Raw genomic sequence first — 19,976 nt, 5'->3', positions numbered from 1 at the left:
GAAACATGATGAGTAACATGCGTCATCAGGAATTAGGATTATCAGATGAACAAGCAATTGACATATATAAAACAATGCTGCTAGCAAGAAAAATCGATGAACGGATGTGGCTGTTAAACCGTTCTGGGAAAATTCCATTCGTGATTTCTTGTCAAGGGCAGGAAGCGCAGCAAGTCGGAGCAGCCTTTGCGCTCAATAGAGAAGAAGATTATGTATTACCTTACTATCGCGATATGGGGATTGTCCTGGCATTTGGGATGACAGCGAAAGATTTAATGATGTCTGGTTTCGCAAAAAAAGACGATCCAAACTCAGGCGGAAGACAGATGCCGGGTCATTTTGGACAAAAATCAAACCGAATTGTGACCGGATCTTCACCTGTCACAACTCAGGTTCCTCATGCGGTGGGGATCGCACTTGCTGGACGTTTAGAGAAGAAAAACTTTGTCAGCTTTGTCACGTTCGGTGAAGGCTCTTCAAACCAAGGTGATTTTCACGAAGGAGCCAACTTTGCTGCTGTGCATAAACTGCCTGTTATTTTCATGTGTGAAAACAATAAGTACGCAATTTCCGTTCCATACGACAAACAAGTGGCATGTGAACGCATTTCAGATCGTGCGATTGGATACGGAATGCCTGGCATCACCGTAGACGGAAATGATCCGCTTGAAGTATATGCAGCTGTCAAAGAAGCGAGAGATCGTGCGGCGAGAGGCGAAGGGCCAACATTGATTGAAGCTATTTCTTACCGTTTAACTGCGCATTCAAGTGATGACGATGATTCAAGCTATCGAGAAAAAGAAGAAGTGCTCGAAGCGAGAAAGAAAGATCCGCTCATCCAATATGAAACGTATTTAATCGAAGGTAACGTCATGACTTCTGAAATGAAAGAAGAGATGACAAAAGAAATCATGCAAATCGTAAACGAAGCCACTGATGAAGCGGAAAACGCAGCTTATGCTGAAGCAGAAAGCGCACTTCGTTACGTGTATGCGGAGTAAGGGGGAAGAAAAATGCCTGTTATGTCATATATAGACGCCATTACACTGGCGATGAAAGAAGAAATGCAGCGAGACCCGAAAGTGTTTGTGCTCGGAGAGGATGTCGGGAAAAAAGGCGGCGTATTTAAAGCGACAGCGGGTCTTTACGAGCAATTTGGAGAAGCGCGCGTGATGGATACACCACTTGCAGAATCAGCCATTGCTGGTGTAGGTATTGGGGCAGCGATGTATGGAATGCGCCCGATTGCAGAGATGCAATTTGCGGATTTCATTATGCCTGCTATCAACCAAATCATTTCTGAGGCTGCAAAAATTAGATACCGCTCAAATAATGATTGGAGCTGTCCAATGGTCATCCGTGCACCTTATGGCGGCGGTGTTCATGGGGCGCTTTATCATTCACAATCGGTCGAAGCGATTTTTGCCAATCAGCCGGGCTTAAAGATTGTGATGCCTTCTACACCTTATGATGTAAAAGGTCTTTTAAAGGCCGCAGTGCGTGATCCAGATCCTGTATTGTTCTTTGAACACAAACGTGCATACCGTCTCATTAAAGGAGAAGTGCCTGAAGAAGATTATACACTTCCTATTGGAAAAGCAGATGTGAAACGTGAAGGCGATGATATCACGGTCATTACATATGGCCTATGTGTTCATTTTGCGCTGCAAGCAGCAGACCGCCTTGCAAAAGACGGAATTTCCGCTCATATTCTCGATTTGCGAACAGTATACCCGCTTGATCAGGAAGCGATTATTGAAGCGGCATCAAAAACGGGCAAAGTTCTTCTTTTAACGGAAGATACAAAAGAGGGAAGCATTATGAGTGAGGTTGCGGCGATCATTTCGGAGCATTGCTTGTTTGATTTAGATGCACCTATTAAACGTCTAGCAGGACCTGATATCCCGCCAATGCCATATGCCCCGACAATGGAGAAATTCTTCATGGTCAATCCGGATAAGGTAGAAGCTGAAATGAGAGAGCTAGCAGCGTTTTAAGAAAGAGGAGGGTTCCAAGTGGCAATTGAACAAATGAAAATGCCTCAGCTAGGTGAAAGTGTAACAGAAGGAACCATTAGCAAATGGCTCGTTTCACCTGGCGATCAAGTGAATAAATACGATCCTATTGCGGAAGTGATGACGGATAAAGTGAACGCAGAGGTCCCGTCATCCTTTACAGGAACGATTACAAAGCTATCGGCTGAGGAAGGAGAAACACTTCAAGTAGGAGAAGTGTTTTGTGAAATTGAAGTAGAAGGCAGCACGCAGCAGAGTGCAAAAGAAGAAGCGGCACCTGAGCAAAGCGAAGCGCCTGAAGCGGATCAAACAAAAGCGGATCAAAGTCAAAAGAAGCGTTACTCTCCAGCAGTCCTTCGTTTAGCAGATGAGCATGGAATTGATTTAGCGGCTGTTCAAGGAACAGGAGCAGGCGGCCGAATCACAAGAAAAGATTTGCTTCAGCTCATCGAGGGTGGAGGCGTAAAAGAAAAGGCAGCACCTGTCAGTGCAGGAGTGGTCCAAACGGAGCCTCCGCAGCCGTCAAAAGCAAAAGATGCTCCTTCCATCTCTTCAATGCCTGGTGATGTCGAGCTGCCCGTCACGCCGATCCGGCAGGCGATTGCAGCAAATATGCTGAGAAGCAAACATGAAATTCCGCATGCATGGACGATGATGGAAGTTGATGTGACAAACCTTGTGACAAGAAGAAATCAGCTAAAGGATCAATTTAAAGCAAAAGAAGGCTTTAATTTGACGTTCTTTGCATTCTTTGTCAAAGCAGTGGCTCAGGGCTTAAAGGAATTCCCTGAAATGAACAGCATGTGGGCTGGAGATAAAATTGTTCAAAAGAAAGCGATCAATGTTTCGATTGCTGTCGCTACAGATGACGCTCTTTTTGTTCCAGTGATTAAGGATGCTGATGAAAAGACCATTAAGGGCATCGCCAAAGAAATTCATGAGCTTGCTTCCAAGGTAAGAAAAGGAACGCTGAAGCAAAGTGACATGGAAGGTGGCACCTTCACCGTAAACAATACGGGATCATTTGGTTCCATACAATCAATGGGAATCATTAATTACCCGCAAGCGGCCATTTTGCAAGTAGAATCGATCGTGAAGCGTCCAATGATTGTGAGTGGAATGATTGCGGCAAGAGACATGGTGAACCTTTGTCTCTCATTAGATCACAGAGTACTTGATGGTCTTGTGTGCGGCAGATTCCTTCAAAGAATTAAACAAATCCTTGAAGGCATCGACGAGCAGACATCAGTCTATTAAAACCCATTCTAATTTCCCCCTCCCGATCATGAGAGGGGGATTTCCACATCAATGAGAAAGGAGCGATGATATGTCCGGACTAGATTTTTTTGCTTTTTTAACGATTGGCCTCATGTTTATTACAGCGATTGCGTTCACTTTTCTTCGGTATATTTCCAAATCACGGAATCATCCTGAAAGATTACTACTCATCATATCCATTGTTTCGATCATTCAAATTGCGTACTGCTTGCTACTTGTAGGTGGATTTAAAGGAGCAGCAAATAGCTTTTTAGGGTTTTCACTTCTTTTAGGCACACTGCTTGGGTATGCACTTGAATATTTATACAGACGCTACATTAAAAAAACGCCCGAATCTAAATGATCTCGGGCGCTTTCTTTATTCTGCTGGAACAATAAAGGTCAAATGCTGCTTTAATACTTCGAGGGAAGTGGGGGCTGTCATGTATACTTCACCATCTGTATCTGCATCCATTTCCTGTTTTGTATGGATATGAACGCGGGACGCTTGTATGAGAGACAGGTCGCCTGTAAAATCCTCTAGCTCTTCTCGGTTCATTGAAAATATCTCTTTTAAAGCAGAGAAACTAGTACTTCTGCAAATTAAAATTTCGGCTTTTCCATCATCAAATGCTGCATTTGGCAAATCAATTTTATTTGTACCGATAAATTGTCCGTTCATCACAAGCACGATCACAGCTTCCTCTTCCCAGTTTTCCTCTTCGGTTTCAATGCGTACGTGAAAAGGGTCTGTTTGCTGAAGGGTTCGAAGAGCGCTTGTGAAGTAGCTGATTTTGCCGAGTACGGCTTTTTCCTTGTCATTAATATTATTAGAGGTATCTGCAATAAGCCCGATTCCCCAAAAGTTTAAAAGGTATCGATCTTCTGCTTTGATTAAGTCGACCTTTTTTCGGGCGCCATCTACAATCATTTGAGCAGCTTTTGGCATTTGTTGAGGTATGCCTAGCGTTCTAGAAAAATCATTGCATGTCCCGCCAGGCAATATCGCTACAGCAGGTCTTTTTGCTAAACCGCCGATTCCGTTTATACATTCATGGACGGTTCCATCCCCTCCTAATATAATCAGCAATTCAACCGTTTCATCTATCCTGCGGCAGAAATGATACGCATCATTTGGTTGTTTTGTCGGTTTAAGGATGAGCTCATCAATATGTAGAGAAAGAAGGGGCACTGTTTGACCTAGCGTTTTTTCCATGTTTTTTTGTCCAGCATTTCCATTATAAATAAGCATCGCTTTTTTGAATTGTGCCATCACGCAGTTCTCCCTTTCATTTCTTTATCATCACTTTTCCCCAACTTCACAGCTCATAAACGATGTTTGGAAAAAGTGAATGGGGAGAGACAACACATTTGCCCGCCGGCGTTTTCCTTGATATGATGTAGTTAAAATGGTTTGGTACGTAGAAGGAGTGGACGGAAATGAATATTGATTTTAATTTATTTATGAATGATATTGTGAAACAAGCGAGAGAAGAGATCAAGCAGGCAGGGTACACGGAACTGACAACAGCTGAAGAAGTAGACGAAGCACTAACGAAAAAAGGCACGGCACTTGTGATGGTGAATTCAGTATGCGGCTGTGCTGGCGGTATTGCAAGGCCAGCTGCTGGCTATTCTGTTCATTACGATAAGCGTCCAGATCAATTGCTCACAGTGTTTGCTGGACAGGACAAAGAGGCAACGGCAAGAGCACGTGAATACTTTGAAGGCTTCCCGCCATCTTCACCATCATTTGCACTACTAAAGGATGGTAAGATCATCAAAATGGTAGAGCGTCATGAAATTGAGGGACACGAACCAATGGAAGTTGTGTCAAAACTTCAAGCCGCTTTCGATGAGCATTGCGAAGAAATATAAAATGTACCTTTTGAATGAATAAATATGAAGCAGGTCGGTCTTTTGATCGGTCTGTTTTTTTGTTTTATAAGACAATTGAATCAAAACAATTTTAGCAAAATACTATTGCATCTTAAAAAGAAAGTGTTTAAAATACATTATAGTGAATAAATATTCAAATCTACACATGAGTTTAAATACTGGGAGGCATCATCATATGAAAAAGTGGTTATTATTACTTATGACAGCTGGTCTTGCAGCTGCCCTAGCAGCATGCGGAACTTCTTCTAATAATTCAAACGCATCAGGAGACGACAAAACACTCATCATGGCGACATCAGCAGATTATCCGCCATTTGAATCAAAAGATGGCGATAAAGTTGTCGGTTTCGATGTAGATCTTGCAACAGCACTAGCGAAAAAGAACGGCTACAAGCTAGAAATTCAAGATATGGACTTTGCAAGCCTTGTATCAGCACTTAAAACAAACAAAGCTGATATTGTCCTTGCAGGAATGACACCTACAGAAAAACGTAAAAAACAAGTTGATTTCTCTGATGTCTATTACAATGCTGAAAACTTGGTTGTATCAAAGAAATCTAGCGGAATGAAAGCAGAGAAAGATTTAAAAGACAAAACAGTCGGCGTTCAATTAGGTTCTATTCAACAGGATGAAGCAAACGGTTTGCAAAAGAAATATAACTTAACAGTGGAAGATCGTAATAAAATCTCTGATATCATTCAGGAGATCAAAGCAGGCCGCTTTGATGCAGCGATTATTGAAGATAAAGTAGCTGCTGGTTACTTAAAAAAGGAAAAAGAATTTCAAGCATTTGGATTGAATAGCTCAAACGAAGGGTCAGCCATTGCATTCAAAAAAAATAGTGACTTAACAGCGAAATTCAATAAATCTTTAAAAGAAATGAAGGATAATGGCGAACTTGATCAATTGATTAAAAAATGGTTTGCTGATGAAAAATAATGCAGGAAAAGGATCAGCGTCATTCATGAAAATCAAGTAGTAAGCGCTGAAAAGTTCAACATGTGTTGAACTTTTTCCTGTTTATTCTTTGATTTCGTATGAAGGCAAAAAAAGGAGAATATCATGATGGATTTTAAAGATGTAATACCTCAAATGCCCTTTATTTTAGAAGGTCTTAAGGTCACGCTTTCTATTGTAGTGGTGTCACTTTTTCTTGGTTTTATCTTAGGAATTTTATTAACACTCTGCAAAATTAGTGTATTTAAGCCGCTCATTTGGCTTGCAGATTTTTATACGTCAATCTTCCGAGGCACACCGCTTGTGCTTCAGCTTCTGATTATCTATTTTGGTCTGCCTCAGCTACTTGGCTTTCAAATCGATCAATACTGGGCTGCTGTAGCGGCATTTTCACTCAACTCGGCGGCATACGTATCTGAAATTATTCGAGCTGGTATTAATGCCATTGATAAAGGTCAAAAAGAAGCGGCCGTTGCTTTAGGCATCCCTTATGCTAAAATGATGAAGGACTTATTGCTTCCGCAAGCATTCAAAAATATTTCACCTGCACTTGTGAACGAAACGATTACACTGACAAAAGAATCAGCGATTGTCACAGTCATTGGACTGGGCGATGTCATGAGACGAGCCTACCAAGCAGGTGCTGTCACGTATAATTATCTTGAACCGCTTATTTTTGCGGGTCTCATCTATTATGTCATCGTGCTTGTTCTCACCTTTGTCGGCAAATCGGTGGAAAGGAAGTTAAAATCTAATGATTAAAATAGAGAAGCTCACAAAATCTTTTGGCAAAAATGAAGTATTAAAAGGAATCGACACCACCATTAAAGAAGGGGAAGTAGTCGCGGTCATTGGACCATCTGGTTCAGGAAAATCGACGTTTCTTCGCTGCATCAACTTACTTGAAAAGCCGACTTCCGGTGTCATTACGATTAAGGATACGGAGATTACAAATCCAAAAACAAATGCGCTAAAAGTACGTGAGAACATTGGAATGGTGTTTCAGCATTTCCACCTGTTCCCGCATAAAACCGTGCTGGAAAATATTACGTATGCACCAATGAACGTGAAGAATCAATCGAAGGAAGACAGTATCAAACAAGCCGAGGATCTGTTAAAAAAGGTAGGGCTTTTAGAGAAAAAAGATGATTTCCCGAACCGCTTGTCCGGTGGTCAAAAGCAGCGTGTGGCCATTGCACGTGCGCTTGCGATGACACCAGACATTATGCTGTTTGACGAACCAACTTCTGCACTTGATCCTGAAATGGTGAAGGAAGTATTAGAGGTCATGAAAGAGCTGGCTCAATCAGGAATGACGCTCATGATCGTCACACATGAAATGGGCTTTGCAAAAGAAGTGGCTGACCGCGTCATCTTTATGGATGACGGGAAAATTGTGGAGGATGCGAACCCTGTGCAATTTTTTGAATCACCGTCTTCACAGCGTGCGCAAGACTTTCTGCAAAAAATATTATAAAGAAAAAAGAGAAGGAGACTTAACATCTTCTTCTTTTTTTGATTATAATGGGGAAAGTAAAAAAAGTTCATCATTTCACAAAAGTGAATGGAAACAAGACAGAAAAGAGTGAATCACATCATGTTTAAAATCGGCTACCGAACGCTGAAAACAGCATTAGGAACAGCTATAGCCATTTATATTGCACAAATGCTTGGCTTGGAAAATTATTCAGCTGCCGGGATTATTACGATCCTTTGCATTCAAGTGACGAAAAAAAGGTCACTGATAGCATCAGGCGCCCGGTTTGCCGCATGCAGTCTCGCCATCTTATTTTCTTATTTATTTTTCGATCTGATTGGTTATCATCCTTTCGTTATTGGTCTAATGCTGCTCGTCTTTATTCCGACAACCGTTTTGCTCAGAATGAAAGAAGGGATTGTCACAAGCTCTGTGATCATTCTTCATTTGTACATGTCCGGCGGGATTACCCTTCAGCTCATCTGGAATGAGCTGCTGCTGATCACAATTGGTGTTGGGGTAGCCCTCATTATGAACCTGTATATGCCAAGTGTCGATAAAAAGCTCAAACGATACAGTGAACAAATTGAAGCCAATTTTGCGAAAATCTTTGAAGAAATCGAGCAATACTTAATGACAGGGAAACAAGACTGGACAGGGAAAGAAATACCAGAGACACACCAATTGATCAAAGAAGCGAAAGCTCTCGCATATCGTGATGTTGAAAACCATGTGCTAAGGCATGAAAATCTGTATTATCATTATTTCAACATGAGACAAAAGCAATTTGAAATCATTGAGCGCGTACTTCCGAAAATTACGTCTATTTCCATCACAACGGAGCATGGGCAAATTATTGCAGAATACGTCAGAGACTTGCGCGAACATATTCACCCAGGTAACACGGCGCATAAGTTTTTAAGACGCTTGGTTGATATGAAAGAAGAGTTCGATGCCCTCCCGCTTCCGCAAACACGAGAAGAATTTGAGGCAAGAGCCGCACTCTTTCATTTCCTCGGGGAAATGGAACAATATTTAGTGCTGAAAAGCTATTTTAAAGGCATGAAAGAATAGAGACGCATGAGTTCCTCCTTCATTGGTCAATCTAATGAAAAAAGGAGGAGCCTATGCGTCTTTTATTTTATATCGTGCTGACCATGTCCCTTTCGCCTATTTGGCCGCTTGGACAGAACCCGCTTCCCGGAGACCCATTTGTCATTATTAATAAACAAACGAATGAACTTGCCTTTATTGATCAAGGAAAAATCCAAAACGTATATCCTGCCTCTACAGGGAAAACAGTTGAGTTAACGCCAGAAGGTGAATTTACCATTATGATTAAAGCGAAAGATCCTTATTACAGAAGAAAGAATATTGAAGGCGGTGCGAAGAATAACCCTCTTGGCCGAAGGTGGATTGGATTTGATGCACGAGGGACAGATGGAAGAACCTATGGGATTCATGGAACAAGCGACGAAACATCGATAGGGAAATTTATCACGGCAGGCTGTGTGAGACTTCATAATCAAGATGTAGAACGACTGTTTGACCAGCTTCCAATTGGAACAAAGGTGTGGATTACAAAATCAAGCGATTCATTTGAAAAGCTAGCCAAAGACAAACAGGCCATTCGTTGATCGAACGAATCACCTGCTTGTCTGCTTTTATCAAAACCTTATAAAAAGGTTGCCGCTCCTGCTAATAGTGAAGAAATTAACAGCAAGCTAATCATGAGCAATACCATAAATTTCATGAATTTCTGAGACATATCGCACCCCTATTACGGAAGATTTTTGCGACGAGCGCACCTTTCTTTATTCTAGCTCGTTTTTTCGTACGCGACAAGTGATCAACAAAGGAAGTGAACAAATGAACCAAATCGATCATATCGCCATTGCTGTCTTTTCTATTAAAGAAACAAGTCAAACGCTTCATCAGCTGTTTAACTGGAAATTTTCAGACATACAAGAAATTCCTGAACAAGAGATTAAGGCGTCCTTCGCTTCACTTGGTGACCTGCACATTGAATTGATTGAACCGATGGCAGATCATAGCAAATTACATACCTTCTTAACAAAAAGAGGAGAGGGTCTTCATCATATCGCATTAAAGTCAGATGACATTCAGGCTGATCTTAGCCATCTTGATCACTTAGACGTGCAGCTTTTTCAAAAAACAGCACAAATGGGTGCCAGCGGAAAGCGTATCGCGTTTATTTCACCAAAAGAAACATCCGGTGTGTTAGTTGAATTGTGTGAGCCCTTGAAAGGAGAGAAATATGGCGATGAATGAATCGTTCAATGACTTGTCCGAATGGCGAGAGAAGGCTTTAAAGGGCGGTGGTGAAAAACGATTAGCGGCCCACCGAAACAAAGGAAAGCTGACTGTTCGTCAGCGGCTGCATGACCTTCTTGACCAGCACAGCTTGATGGAAATTCAGCCATTTGCAAAAGGTCACAGGTCAGAGCATGTAGGTGACGGCGTCGTCATTGGAACGGGACTCATTCATGGAAGGCCCGTATGTGTTTATGCACAAGATGCGACCGTATATGGGGGCTCGTTAGGCGAAATGCATGCCAAAAAAATTGCCTCTTTAATGGATCTGGCGGCTAAAAATCAAATGCCTATCATCGGTCTAAAAGACTCAGGTGGTGCGAGAATTCAAGAGGGTGTGGTATCATTAGAAGGATACGGTCAGATTTTTAAACGAAACGTGTTGTACTCTGGTCAAATCCCGCAAATATCCGTTATTTTAGGCGCATGTGCTGGAGGTGCAGTTTATTCTCCTGCATTGACTGATTTTGTCTTCATGACGGAGCAAACAGCCCATATGTTTTTAACTGGTCCGAAAGTCTTAGAAAAGGCAACAGGAGAAACGGTCTGTCCTGACCGGCTTGGCGGTGCAAGTGTTCAGCATCAGACAAGCGGGAATGTGCACTATACTGGGAAAGATGAGAGAGACGTGTTAAAAGCGGTTCGAACTCTTTTAACGTACATACCAACGAAACAACAGGCTGTCATTCATAGAGAGGCACGAAAGTATGATGCCATCGATCCAGGCGACATCTTGCCAAAGGATCCATCACGCACCTATGATGCCAAACAAGTGGTGACAGCGATAACGGATCACGGCTCATTCTTTGAAACGCAGCCTTGTTTCTCGAAAAATATCGTCACAGGTTTTGCCAGATTACAAGGGTCTTCGATTGGTCTTGTCGCCAATCAGCCAAAGGTGCTGGCAGGAAGCCTTGATCTTGATGCTGCTGATAAAGCGGCCAGGTTTATTCGGTTTTGCGATGCGTTCCATATTCCCATCTTAACTCTTGTGGACGTTCCTGGGTTTTTACCAGGGGAGAAAGCCGAGCATGCGGGAATTATCCGGCACGGCGCGAAGCTTTTATATGCGTACGCAGAGGCGACAGTTCCAAAAATCACCGTGATTTTAAGAAAGGCGTTTGGCGGTGCATATGTCGCTATGAATAGTAAGGGCTTAGGCGCTGACTTTGTTTATGCATGGCCAGAGGCAGAAATTGATGTCATGGGAAAAACGTTCGCAGACGAAATTGTTCATCCTGCTTCGCGGGAGTTTGACAAAGAACCGAGTGTATTGAAAGCGGCTCAGTCAGGACTGGTAGACGATATTTTAACGCCAGCTGAAACGAGAGAGCGATTGATTCGCTCATTTGACCTGCTTCGCAGTAAAGAAGAAGATAGACCGTTAAAAAAGCATGGCAACATGCCGCTATAAGAGGAGGAGCACCATCATGATCAATGAGAAACGCTTACTAGACGAATTTTTAGAACTTGTTCAGGTTGATTCGGAAACAAAACACGAAGAAAAAATTGTTGAAGTATTAAAAGAAAAATTCACGCAGCTTGGTCTTAAAGTGGTTGAAGACGATTCAAAAGCGACAACTGGCCACGGTGCAGGTAACCTGATCTGCACACTGGAAGGAAATCAACAGGCGGATACGATCTATTTCACTTCTCATATGGACACTGTTGTTCCAGGGAATGGCGTAAAACCAGTCATTGAAGACGGATATGTGAAAACAGATGGAACAACCATTCTTGGTGCTGACGATAAAACAGGACTTGCTGCTATGTTTGAAGCCATCCGCGTGCTGAAAGAGAAGAATTTGCCTCATGGTACGATTGAATTTGTCATCACGGCAGGTGAAGAATCAGGACTTGTTGGAGCAAAAGCGTTAGATCCAAAACGAATGACAGCGAAATATGGCTATGCTCTTGATTCAGATGGAAAGGTCGGTACGATTATCGTGGCTGCGCCAACACAGGCAAAAGTACGCGCAACCATTTATGGAAAAACAGCTCACGCAGGTGTAGCACCTGAAAAAGGCGTGTCTGCGATTACGATTGCATCAAAAGCGATTGCCAGCATGCCGCTTGGCCGCATTGATGAAGAAACAACGGCGAATATCGGCCGTTTTGAAGGCGGAACGCAAACGAATATTGTCTGCGATCAAGTCGATATTCTTGCTGAGGCACGCTCTTTAGAACCTGCAAAAATGGAAACACAAGTAGCAAAGATGAAAGAAGCCTTTGAAAAAACCGCTAAAGAAATGGGCGGAAGTGCCGATGTACAAATTGACATCATGTATCCAGGCTTCAAATTCTCTCACGGCGATCAAGTCGTAGAAGTGGCGAAAAAAGCGGCTGCGAAAATTGGCCGTCCTTCAGAACTACAGACAAGCGGTGGAGGCAGTGATGCAAACGTCATTGCCGGGAACGGCGTCCCAACCGTCAACCTAGCTGTTGGATATGAAGATATTCATACGAAAAATGAGAAAATGCCGATTGAAGAATTAGTCAAAACAGCTGAAATGGTTCTCGCCATTATCGAAGAAACGACAAATCCATCGTAAAGGCAGGAGACTCTGTGAGCACGCAAAAGATCATTATTTTCCAGGTGGGACAAGAGGATTTTGGCATCAGTGTAGAGCATATTCGTTCGATTGAGAAGGTCCCTTATTTACAAGAAGTATCGAACCTTCCAAAAGAGATTAAAGGACTCATGTCATTAAGAGGAGAGGTTATTCCAGTCAGCGACACAGGTGTGATGCTTCACGGAAAGTCTCTTGATGTGAACGAACAGTCCAAGGTTTTACTATTTGAATTAAACGATCAAATGATTGGCTGCCTTGTCTCAGATGCAAAAGATATCATTGATATCGAGCTAAGCGAGATCAAGCCATTTCATATGAACACAAAAGCATCTGAATATTTCTTCGGCGTTGTGGAGAGAGAGAACAAGATGATTTTACAAGTCGACCCAAGTAAGTTTCTTGGGAAAATTGAGGACCTCGATCAATTGCCAGAGCGAATGAAAGAAGAATTGGCTTAAAGAAAAGCCCCTTATCAAAGGATAAGGGGCCTATTTTTATTCAGCAGCGGGCTTGACTTGATCGTTTGCCTCAGCTTTCGTTTTTGACTTTTGGTACATCACATTTAAAATAATCGTTTGAATCGTGAGTAATAGTCCGCTTGTCATCCAGTATAAAGGAAGAGCAGCAGGGGCATTGATTGAAATAAATAGCATCATGATAGGAAAAATCATGCCCATGATTTTGGCCTGCTTGAGCGCAGCCTCTGTTTGGGTGCCTGATTGCTTCGCATATCTTTGCGTGACATAAAATTGTAAGAAATACATAGCGCCTGCAAAGATCGCTACGAATACATCAGTTTGTCCTAAGTTAAACCATAAGAACGAATGCGTTGCGATCTCTGGTGTTGAGCGGATAGCCGAGTAAAAGCCGAGAACAATTGGAATTTGAATCAGCATAGGCAGACAGCCCATCGCCAGCGGGTTCACGTTGTTCTCTTTGTAAATATTCATCATTTCCATTTGCAGTTCTTTTTGTTTCTCAGGTTCTTTCGTTTTCTTCAATTTGCTTTGTATTTGGTCAATCTGAGGTTTGATCAATGCCATTTTCTCCTGCATGACTTTTTGTTTCTTAAATTGATTCGCAAAAAGCGGGAAAATGAGCAGGCGTACAATGAGTGTTACAAACATAATGGATAAGCCATAATCATCATGAAAGAAGTTCGCAAGCCAAATGATCAACTCAGAAAAAGGCTGGACAAAATAATGATGGAAAAACCCATCAGAGCTCGTATTCGTTTGCGCACTTGCCGCAAATGCAGGTGAGGCAATCATCATTAAACATAAAGTCGTACAAATAGTCAATAAACGTTTCAATTCGTTTCCTCCTCATTTTTTAAAAAATTAATTAGAGAGAGGAAGCGAATGGTCTTCATCATCATTTGATGATCTTTTCATTCGAATGACTTTACTAATCCAAGTTGTAATGCGATCATATATGATAAACAGAAAGTCTGTTCGATTCAAGCAAGATGCGTCCAACTCTTCCAAACGATGTCCACCAAGGTGCTCGTTCATTCGGCAATCTTTTAATAAAAACGCAATGCCGATGGCCGTCAGTGCTGGAAGAATAATCGTAAAGAATTCAACAAGGAAAAAGACTTCATTGAATGTATCAATAATCATGATTATCACATCCATTTCATTACTCACAGTGTACTATACACATTGTTAAATGTCTAACAGAACCACGTGTTTGTTTCATTGAATAAAAATCCTTATTTTAACTAAAATGGTAATTGTCATCCAAACTTCATAATTCCTATCTTATAATTAAGTGGAATAGAAGAAATGGAGGTTTTGAAATATGACAAGCATTTACCCTAAATTTCGAGCAGCTGCGGTACAAGCAGCACCCATCTATTTAAATTTGGAGGCAACAGTTGACAAATCATGTGAAATGATTGACGAGGCAGCTTCAAATGGTGCAAAGCTTGTGGCATTCCCAGAAGCATTTTTGCCTGGTTATCCTTGGTTTGCTTTTATTGGTCATCCAGAATATACAAGAAAGTTCTATCATGAATTGTATAAAAACGCAGTGGAAATCCCCAGCTTAGCCATTCAAAAAATAAGTGAGGCAGCGAAAAGAAATGAAACGTACGTTTGTATATCGTGCAGTGAAAAAGATGGAGGCTCTCTCTATTTAGCACAGCTTTGGTTTAATCCAAATGGAGATTTAATAGGAAAACATCGAAAAATGAGAGCTTCTGTAGCAGAAAGACTCATTTGGGGTGATGGAAGCGGAAGTATGATGCCGGTTTTTCAAACGGAGATTGGAAATCTTGGTGGGTTGATGTGTTGGGAGCATCAAGTGCCGTTAGATCTTATGGCGATGAATGCTCAAAATGAACAGGTACATGTTGCATCTTGGCCAGGCTATTTTGATGATGAAATTTCAAGCAGATATTATGCCATCGCGACACAGACATTTGTGCTGATGACTTCATCTATCTATACTGAGGAAATGAAAGAGAAGATTTGTTTAACACAGGAGCAAAGAGATTACTTTGAAACATTTAAGAGTGGGCATACGTGCATTTACGGTCCGGATGGAGAACCGATCAGTGATATGGTTCCAGCTGAAACAGAGGGGATTGCTTACGCTGAAATTGATGTGGAAAGAGTGATTGATTTTAAATATTATATTGATCCGGCTGGACACTACTCTAATCAAAGTTTGAGTATGAATTTTAATCAACAGCCCACGCCGGTTGTTAAACATTTCTACCATAGTCAAAATGAAGTGTTAACATATGAGGATATTCAATATCAAAATGGTATACTTGAAGAAAAAGTTTAAATGAACGTGGAGCCTTCTCTTTCTTAGGAGAAGGTTTTTTTTGAGGAAAGGTGAATCAAATCAATGTATAATTGAGTATAAAAGGGAATCTGCAATGATTGATTCATTCTGAACTGATTCAAAATATAGGTAGACAAGAGAATGGGGTTATGCCAATGTCAAATATTATTTTTCACATAGACATGAATGCTTTTTATGCCAATGTAGAAATGGCGTATGACTCTTCTCTGAGAGGGAAACCTTTAGCCATTAGCGGAAATGCGAAAGAGCGTAAAGGGATTGTTGTGACGTGCAGCTACGAGGCAAGGGCATTAGGTGTGAAGCCGCCGATGCCATTGTGGGAAGCGAAGCGGCTTTGTCCTGGACTGATTGTCCGTACGCCAAACTTTGACCGATATCGCAGCTCCTCACAAGAAATGTTTACGATACTAAGAGAATATAGCGATTTAGTTGAACCAGTATCGATTGATGAAGGCTATATTGATTTAACGCATACGCCATATGCCGAACATGCAGTGAAAACCGCTCATGATATTCAAACGAGGCTAGTAGAAGAGCTCATGCTTCCTTCAAGTATCGGCATTGCACCGAATAAATTTTTAGCCAAAATGGCGTCTAATTGGAAAAAGCCAATGGGTATCACCATTTTGCGTAAACGAGATGTCCCGCAAATGCTCTGGCCGCTGCCAGCAGGTGACATGCATGGTGTTGGGCAAAAAACGGCAGATAAATTGAAAACGATCGGAATTCATACCATTGAAGATTTAGCGAAAGCAAATGAGTATGCGTTAAAAGAATTGTTAGGTATCAATGGGCCGAGATTAAAACAAAAGGCGAATGGTGAGCATGACGGTATCGTTGATCCTGACAGGATATATGAATTTAAATCCGTCGGCAATTCTTCAACCCTTCCGCATGATTCTGACGATACAGATGAGCTCGTCACTTTAATCGAAAAACTGTCACAATCCGTGAGCGCAAGATTAAGGAGAAAAGAAGTGATGGCGAATCGGCTGCTCATTATGATTCGGTATGCTAGCTGGAAAAATATCACACGAAGCGTCATGCTCACGAATCCAACCGATCGAAAGGAAGATCTATTTGAGGCGGCAAAGCAGTTATTCCTTAAGCATTGGAATGACCAGCCAGTAAGGCTCTTAGGTGTGACGGGGACAGATCTTGTAGAACGAAAATCAGCCGTCAAGCAGCTTGATTTATTTTCTTATACAGAAGATGCAAAAGAAGAGCCGCTCCAATCCATTTTAGACGACCTCAAAGAAAAGTATGGAAAGCCATTGATTCAAAGAGGGATGACCATTAAGGAAAAAGAGAGCAAAACAAGCGGTACAAGTTTTAATAAAGACTTTTTTCAGGACGAAAGAGGAAATGACTAGCCTGAAAACTTGATAAAAGAGGTGATGTTGTGGTAATTTCAAAGGGTACATCATTTCAGCAGTAATCAATATAGTGTGTTAGAAGGGACGTCAGAATTATGTCAAAACAACAAATCGGTGTGGTTGGACTAGCCGTTATGGGGAAAAACCTTGCCCTTAATATTGAAAGCCGCGGTTTCTCCGTGTCTGTTTATAACAGATCTAGCAGCAAAACAGAAGAATTTCTTCAAGAATCAAAAGGGAAAAACGTTGTAGGCACATACAGCATCGAAGAATTTGTTCAGTCGCTTGAAACACCGCGTAAAATTCTTTTAATGGTGAAAGCTGGTGCAGCAACGGATGCAACCATTCAATCATTACTTCCTCACCTAGAGAAAGGTGACATTTTAATTGATGGTGGAAATACATATTACAAGGATACACAAAGACGTAATCAAGAGCTTGCGGAAAGTGGCATTCACTTCATTGGAACGGGTGTTTCTGGCGGTGAAGAAGGCGCACTAAAAGGCCCATCTATCATGCCTGGCGGTCAAAAAGAAGCGCATGAGCTAGTGAAACCAATTTTAGAAGCGATCTCTGCAAAAGTAGACGGCGAGCCTTGTACAACGTATATCGGTCCAGATGGAGCAGGTCATTATGTCAAAATGGTCCATAACGGCATTGAGTACGGAGACATGCAATTGATCTCTGAGTCATACTTTATATTGAAGCATGTCGCTGGATTATCAGCACAAGAGCTTCATGAAGTATTCTCAGAGTGGAATAAAGGCGAGCTTGACAGCTACTTAATCGAAATTACAGCTGATATTTTCACAAAAGTGGATGAAGAAACAAACCAGCCGCTTGTGGATGTCATCTTAGATAAAGCTGGACAAAAAGGAACTGGAAAATGGACAAGCCAAAGCTCACTTGATCTAGGTGTCCCGCTTCCAATCATTACGGAGTCTGTTTTTGCGCGCTTTATTTCAGCGATGAAAGATGAGCGTGTTGAAGCAAGCAAATTAATCCAAGGCCCTGAGCCGACTCAATCAGCTGATGATAAACAAGCGCTGATCGAAGCTGTCAGAAAAGCTCTATTCATGAGTAAAATTTGTTCTTACGCTCAAGGTTTTGCGCAAATGAAAGCAGCATCTGATGAATATAACTGGGATTTAAAATACGGTGAAATTGCGATGATCTTCCGCGGTGGATGTATCATTCGTGCAGCCTTCTTGCAACAAATTAAAGAAGCATATGACCGTAACCCTGAACTGAAAAACCTATTGCTTGATCCTTACTTCAAGGATATCGCCGAAAGCTATCAATCATCACTTCGTAAAGTCATTTCACTTGCTGTTGAACAAGGAGTTCCTGTTCCTTCATTCTCAAGTGCACTTGCTTACTTTGATAGCTATCGCACAGCTGTGCTTCCAGCGAACTTAATTCAAGCACAACGTGACTACTTCGGTGCACATACGTACGAGCGAACAGATAAAGAAGGCGTATTCCATACTGAATGGATGAAATAAGCATAAAGCGGCAGAAAACCTTACCTTTGGTAAGGTTTTTTTGTTTTTTCATATTTTCGGCTAAAAATGCGAAAAAGAGGGATGCTATGAAAAAAAGAATGAAAGTAGGGATAGAAGTGGGCATTTTATATGCACTTCTCCCAGCGATATTTTGGGGAAGTATTGTTCTCATCAGTGTCAAACTTGGCGGGAATGCATACCAGCAAACACTTGGCATTACCCTTGGCGCCTTTTTATTTTCAATTGGCGCCTTTTTGATCAAAATGCCAGAGCTCACACCGCTTATTTTTGCGGTTTCAGTCATTTCAGGGATTTTTTGGAGCATTGGCCAAATGAATCAGCTCTCAAGTGTCGCCTTTCTCGGAGTGTCTAAGGCAGTTCCTTTATCAACGGGCATGCAGCTTGTGAGCACAACATTATTTGGCGTCATGGTCTTCAAAGAATGGCAAACGATGACGGTCATACTTATTGGTTCTTGTGCCATTTTACTGATCATTGCAGGCGTTGTGATGACATCACTCGGTCAAAAAAAGAATGGCGGGAATGGCGGAGGCAATTTTAAAAAAGGGATCATCATTCTACTCATTTCAACCGTTGGCTACGTCGGATATGTCGTCATTTTAAGATGGTTTGATATTGATGGATGGTCTGCCCTCGTCCCACAATCCGTCGGCATGCTGCTTTCATCCCTGGCCATTAGTCTAAAGCAAGATCCGTTTAGCAAATATACGTTCAGAAATATCATTGCAGGGCTTGTTTGGTCGACAGGAAATCTAGGGCTTCTTTTAGCCATTCCGCTAATTGGCGTAGCCGTGAGCTTTTCGATGTCACAGACAGGGATTGTCATCTCAACATTGGGCGGCATTTACTTATTAAAAGAGAAAGCATCTAAAACAAGCTTTGTGATTGCAGGCTGCTTGATGATCATTGCAGGCGGCGTGCTATTAGGCTTTACAAAATAGGAGGTTAAACGAATGTATCCAGATTTAGAAGGAAAAACAGTACTGATCACTGGAGCAGGTACAGGGATAGGTCAAGCGATGGCGCGCCGATTTGGACAAGAAAAAGCCAATGTGGTGATCAATTACTTCTCCGATAAAGAAAATCCGGATGACACCATTGCGGACATTCAAAAAAATGGCGGACAGGCTGTCAAAATCAAGGGAGATGTATCAAAGGAAGAAGATATGAGAGCGATGATCGAGAAAGCCGTTGATACGTACGGCAGTCTTGATGTCATGATCAATAACGCAGGAATAGAAAATGAAGTTCCTTCGACAGAAATGACGTTAGATAACTGGAATAAAGTGATGTCAACCAATTTAACAGGCATGTTTCTAGGCTGCCGTGATGCACTGAAGTATATGACGGATCATGGAATAGAAGGCTCAATCATTAATATGTCGTCGGTTCATCAGCAAATCCCATGGCCTCATTTCGTCCATTATGCAGCAAGTAAAGGAGGTGCCAAGCTTCTAACAGAAACGCTGGCACTAGAATATGCCCCTAAAAAAATCCGCATAAACAGCATTGCACCAGGAGCGATTGATACCCCAATTAATGCCGAGAAATTTGATAATCCAGCATTGAAAAAAGGCGTCATTGAACTGATTCCAATCGGCTATATCGGAAAGCCTGAAGAAGTGGCAGCATGCGCTGTCTGGCTTGCGTCAAAAGAGGCCAGCTATGTCACAGGATTGACGTTATATGTAGACGGCGGCATGACAAAGTACCCTGGGTTTCAAGCAGGAAAAGGATAAAGAGA

Annotated in this window: 23 protein-coding genes; 19 read left to right on the top strand and 4 right to left on the bottom strand. The window is 41.9% G+C overall.

The genetic code is table 11. The features are described from left to right. The first annotated feature begins 8 nt into the window (after nt 1-8). The 4 genes from NPA43_RS10855 (at nt 9) to NPA43_RS10840 (ending at nt 3,636) form a co-directional block, all read left to right on the top strand. Complete coding sequence (locus tag NPA43_RS10855; protein WP_099726700.1) at nt 9-1,001, top strand: thiamine pyrophosphate-dependent dehydrogenase E1 component subunit alpha; 993 nt, start codon at nt 9-11, stop codon at nt 999-1,001. Nucleotides 1,002-1,013: 12 nt separating this feature from the next. Then, a complete protein-coding gene (locus tag NPA43_RS10850) occupies nt 1,014-1,997 on the top strand; it encodes an alpha-ketoacid dehydrogenase subunit beta (protein ID WP_099726701.1) in 984 nt (327 codons plus the stop codon). 18 nt (nt 1,998-2,015) lie between these two features. Continuing rightward, the gene (locus NPA43_RS10845; RefSeq protein WP_256498765.1) at nt 2,016-3,272 is read left to right on the top strand and encodes a dihydrolipoamide acetyltransferase family protein; all 1,257 of its coding nucleotides are present in this window, start codon (nt 2,016-2,018) and stop codon (nt 3,270-3,272) included. A gap of 70 nt (nt 3,273-3,342) precedes the next feature. Continuing rightward, nucleotides 3,343-3,636 (top strand): YesK family protein, encoded by a 294-nt coding sequence (locus NPA43_RS10840; protein ID WP_099726703.1) that lies wholly within the window; start codon nt 3,343-3,345, stop codon nt 3,634-3,636. A gap of 15 nt (nt 3,637-3,651) precedes the next feature. Here NPA43_RS10840 and NPA43_RS10835 read toward each other — a convergent pair whose 3' ends face one another. Further along, entirely contained in the window at nt 3,652-4,545 is an 894-nt protein-coding gene (locus NPA43_RS10835) for a YegS/Rv2252/BmrU family lipid kinase (protein WP_099726704.1), read from the bottom strand. Nucleotides 4,546-4,712: 167 nt separating this feature from the next. On the opposite strand from NPA43_RS10835, the gene NPA43_RS10830 reads away from it, so the two are divergent. The 6 genes from NPA43_RS10830 (at nt 4,713) to NPA43_RS10805 (ending at nt 9,243) form a co-directional block, all read left to right on the top strand. After that, nucleotides 4,713-5,150: a BrxA/BrxB family bacilliredoxin gene (locus NPA43_RS10830; protein WP_099726705.1), complete on the top strand. Its 438-nt coding sequence runs from the start codon at nt 4,713-4,715 to the stop codon at nt 5,148-5,150. 196 nt (nt 5,151-5,346) lie between these two features. Continuing rightward, a complete protein-coding gene (locus NPA43_RS10825; protein ID WP_099726706.1) occupies nt 5,347-6,111 on the top strand; it encodes a transporter substrate-binding domain-containing protein in 765 nt (254 codons plus the stop codon). Nucleotides 6,112-6,237: 126 nt separating this feature from the next. Continuing rightward, entirely contained in the window at nt 6,238-6,891 is a 654-nt protein-coding gene (locus tag NPA43_RS10820; protein WP_008358556.1) for an arginine ABC transporter permease ArtQ, read from the top strand. Further along, nucleotides 6,884-7,606, top strand: coding sequence for an arginine ABC transporter ATP-binding protein ArtM (locus tag NPA43_RS10815; RefSeq protein WP_099726707.1), 723 nt, complete (start codon nt 6,884-6,886; stop codon nt 7,604-7,606). The genes NPA43_RS10820 and NPA43_RS10815 overlap by 8 nt, the downstream gene beginning before the upstream one ends. A 120-nt stretch (nt 7,607-7,726) precedes the next feature. Beyond that, nucleotides 7,727-8,680: an aromatic acid exporter family protein gene (locus NPA43_RS10810; protein WP_099726708.1), complete on the top strand. Its 954-nt coding sequence runs from the start codon at nt 7,727-7,729 to the stop codon at nt 8,678-8,680. 53 nt (nt 8,681-8,733) lie between these two features. Next, a complete protein-coding gene (locus NPA43_RS10805) occupies nt 8,734-9,243 on the top strand; it encodes a L,D-transpeptidase (RefSeq protein ID WP_099726709.1) in 510 nt (169 codons plus the stop codon). 38 nt (nt 9,244-9,281) lie between these two features. Here NPA43_RS10805 and prli42 read toward each other — a convergent pair whose 3' ends face one another. Further along, on the bottom strand, nt 9,282-9,374 hold the full coding sequence (prli42, locus tag NPA43_RS10800; RefSeq protein ID WP_149865350.1) for a stressosome-associated protein Prli42: 93 nt from the start codon (nt 9,372-9,374) through the stop codon (nt 9,282-9,284). 101 nt (nt 9,375-9,475) lie between these two features. Between prli42 and mce the strand changes: the two genes are divergently transcribed. Genes mce through NPA43_RS10780 form a run of 4 tightly spaced genes read left to right on the top strand, consistent with a single transcriptional unit; the run spans nt 9,476 to nt 12,971 of the window. Continuing rightward, nucleotides 9,476-9,898: a methylmalonyl-CoA epimerase gene (gene mce / locus NPA43_RS10795; protein WP_256498764.1), complete on the top strand. Its 423-nt coding sequence runs from the start codon at nt 9,476-9,478 to the stop codon at nt 9,896-9,898. Continuing rightward, the gene (locus NPA43_RS10790) at nt 9,885-11,354 is read left to right on the top strand and encodes an acyl-CoA carboxylase subunit beta (protein WP_256498763.1); all 1,470 of its coding nucleotides are present in this window, start codon (nt 9,885-9,887) and stop codon (nt 11,352-11,354) included. The genes mce and NPA43_RS10790 overlap by 14 nt, the downstream gene beginning before the upstream one ends. Before the next feature lie 16 nt (nt 11,355-11,370). After that, nucleotides 11,371-12,492, top strand: a complete 1,122-nt coding sequence (locus NPA43_RS10785; protein WP_230030366.1) for a tripeptidase T — start codon at nt 11,371-11,373, stop codon at nt 12,490-12,492. Between the two features lie 14 nt (nt 12,493-12,506). Then, nucleotides 12,507-12,971 (top strand): chemotaxis protein CheW, encoded by a 465-nt coding sequence (locus tag NPA43_RS10780; RefSeq protein WP_099726712.1) that lies wholly within the window; start codon nt 12,507-12,509, stop codon nt 12,969-12,971. Nucleotides 12,972-13,007: 36 nt separating this feature from the next. Here NPA43_RS10780 and NPA43_RS10775 read toward each other — a convergent pair whose 3' ends face one another. Both NPA43_RS10775 and NPA43_RS10770 read right to left on the bottom strand, forming a co-directional pair. Beyond that, complete coding sequence (locus NPA43_RS10775; protein ID WP_230030365.1) at nt 13,008-13,826, bottom strand: membrane protein insertase YidC; 819 nt, start codon at nt 13,824-13,826, stop codon at nt 13,008-13,010. 27 nt (nt 13,827-13,853) lie between these two features. Then, the gene (locus NPA43_RS10770) at nt 13,854-14,135 is read right to left on the bottom strand and encodes a hypothetical protein (protein ID WP_099726714.1); all 282 of its coding nucleotides are present in this window, start codon (nt 14,133-14,135) and stop codon (nt 13,854-13,856) included. A gap of 181 nt (nt 14,136-14,316) precedes the next feature. On the opposite strand from NPA43_RS10770, the gene NPA43_RS10765 reads away from it, so the two are divergent. From NPA43_RS10765 to NPA43_RS10745, 5 genes are all read left to right on the top strand, one after another. Continuing rightward, complete coding sequence (locus NPA43_RS10765; RefSeq protein WP_099726715.1) at nt 14,317-15,309, top strand: carbon-nitrogen hydrolase family protein; 993 nt, start codon at nt 14,317-14,319, stop codon at nt 15,307-15,309. A gap of 149 nt (nt 15,310-15,458) precedes the next feature. Continuing rightward, a complete protein-coding gene (locus NPA43_RS10760; RefSeq protein ID WP_230030364.1) occupies nt 15,459-16,703 on the top strand; it encodes a DNA polymerase IV in 1,245 nt (414 codons plus the stop codon). Between the two features lie 98 nt (nt 16,704-16,801). Beyond that, on the top strand, nt 16,802-18,211 hold the full coding sequence (gndA, locus tag NPA43_RS10755; RefSeq protein WP_099726717.1) for an NADP-dependent phosphogluconate dehydrogenase: 1,410 nt from the start codon (nt 16,802-16,804) through the stop codon (nt 18,209-18,211). Nucleotides 18,212-18,327: 116 nt separating this feature from the next. Beyond that, complete coding sequence (locus tag NPA43_RS10750) at nt 18,328-19,173, top strand: GRP family sugar transporter (protein ID WP_180275492.1); 846 nt, start codon at nt 18,328-18,330, stop codon at nt 19,171-19,173. 12 nt (nt 19,174-19,185) lie between these two features. Then, nucleotides 19,186-19,971: a glucose 1-dehydrogenase gene (locus NPA43_RS10745; RefSeq protein WP_256498762.1), complete on the top strand. Its 786-nt coding sequence runs from the start codon at nt 19,186-19,188 to the stop codon at nt 19,969-19,971. Nucleotides 19,972-19,976: the final 5 nt, after the last annotated feature.

Origin of the sequence: Bacillus pumilus (genome assembly GCF_024498355.1) — a bacterium.
In the GTDB taxonomy this organism is placed as follows: domain Bacteria; phylum Bacillota; class Bacilli; order Bacillales; family Bacillaceae; genus Bacillus; species Bacillus pumilus_P.
This window is presented reverse-complemented; position numbering and strand designations above follow the sequence as displayed.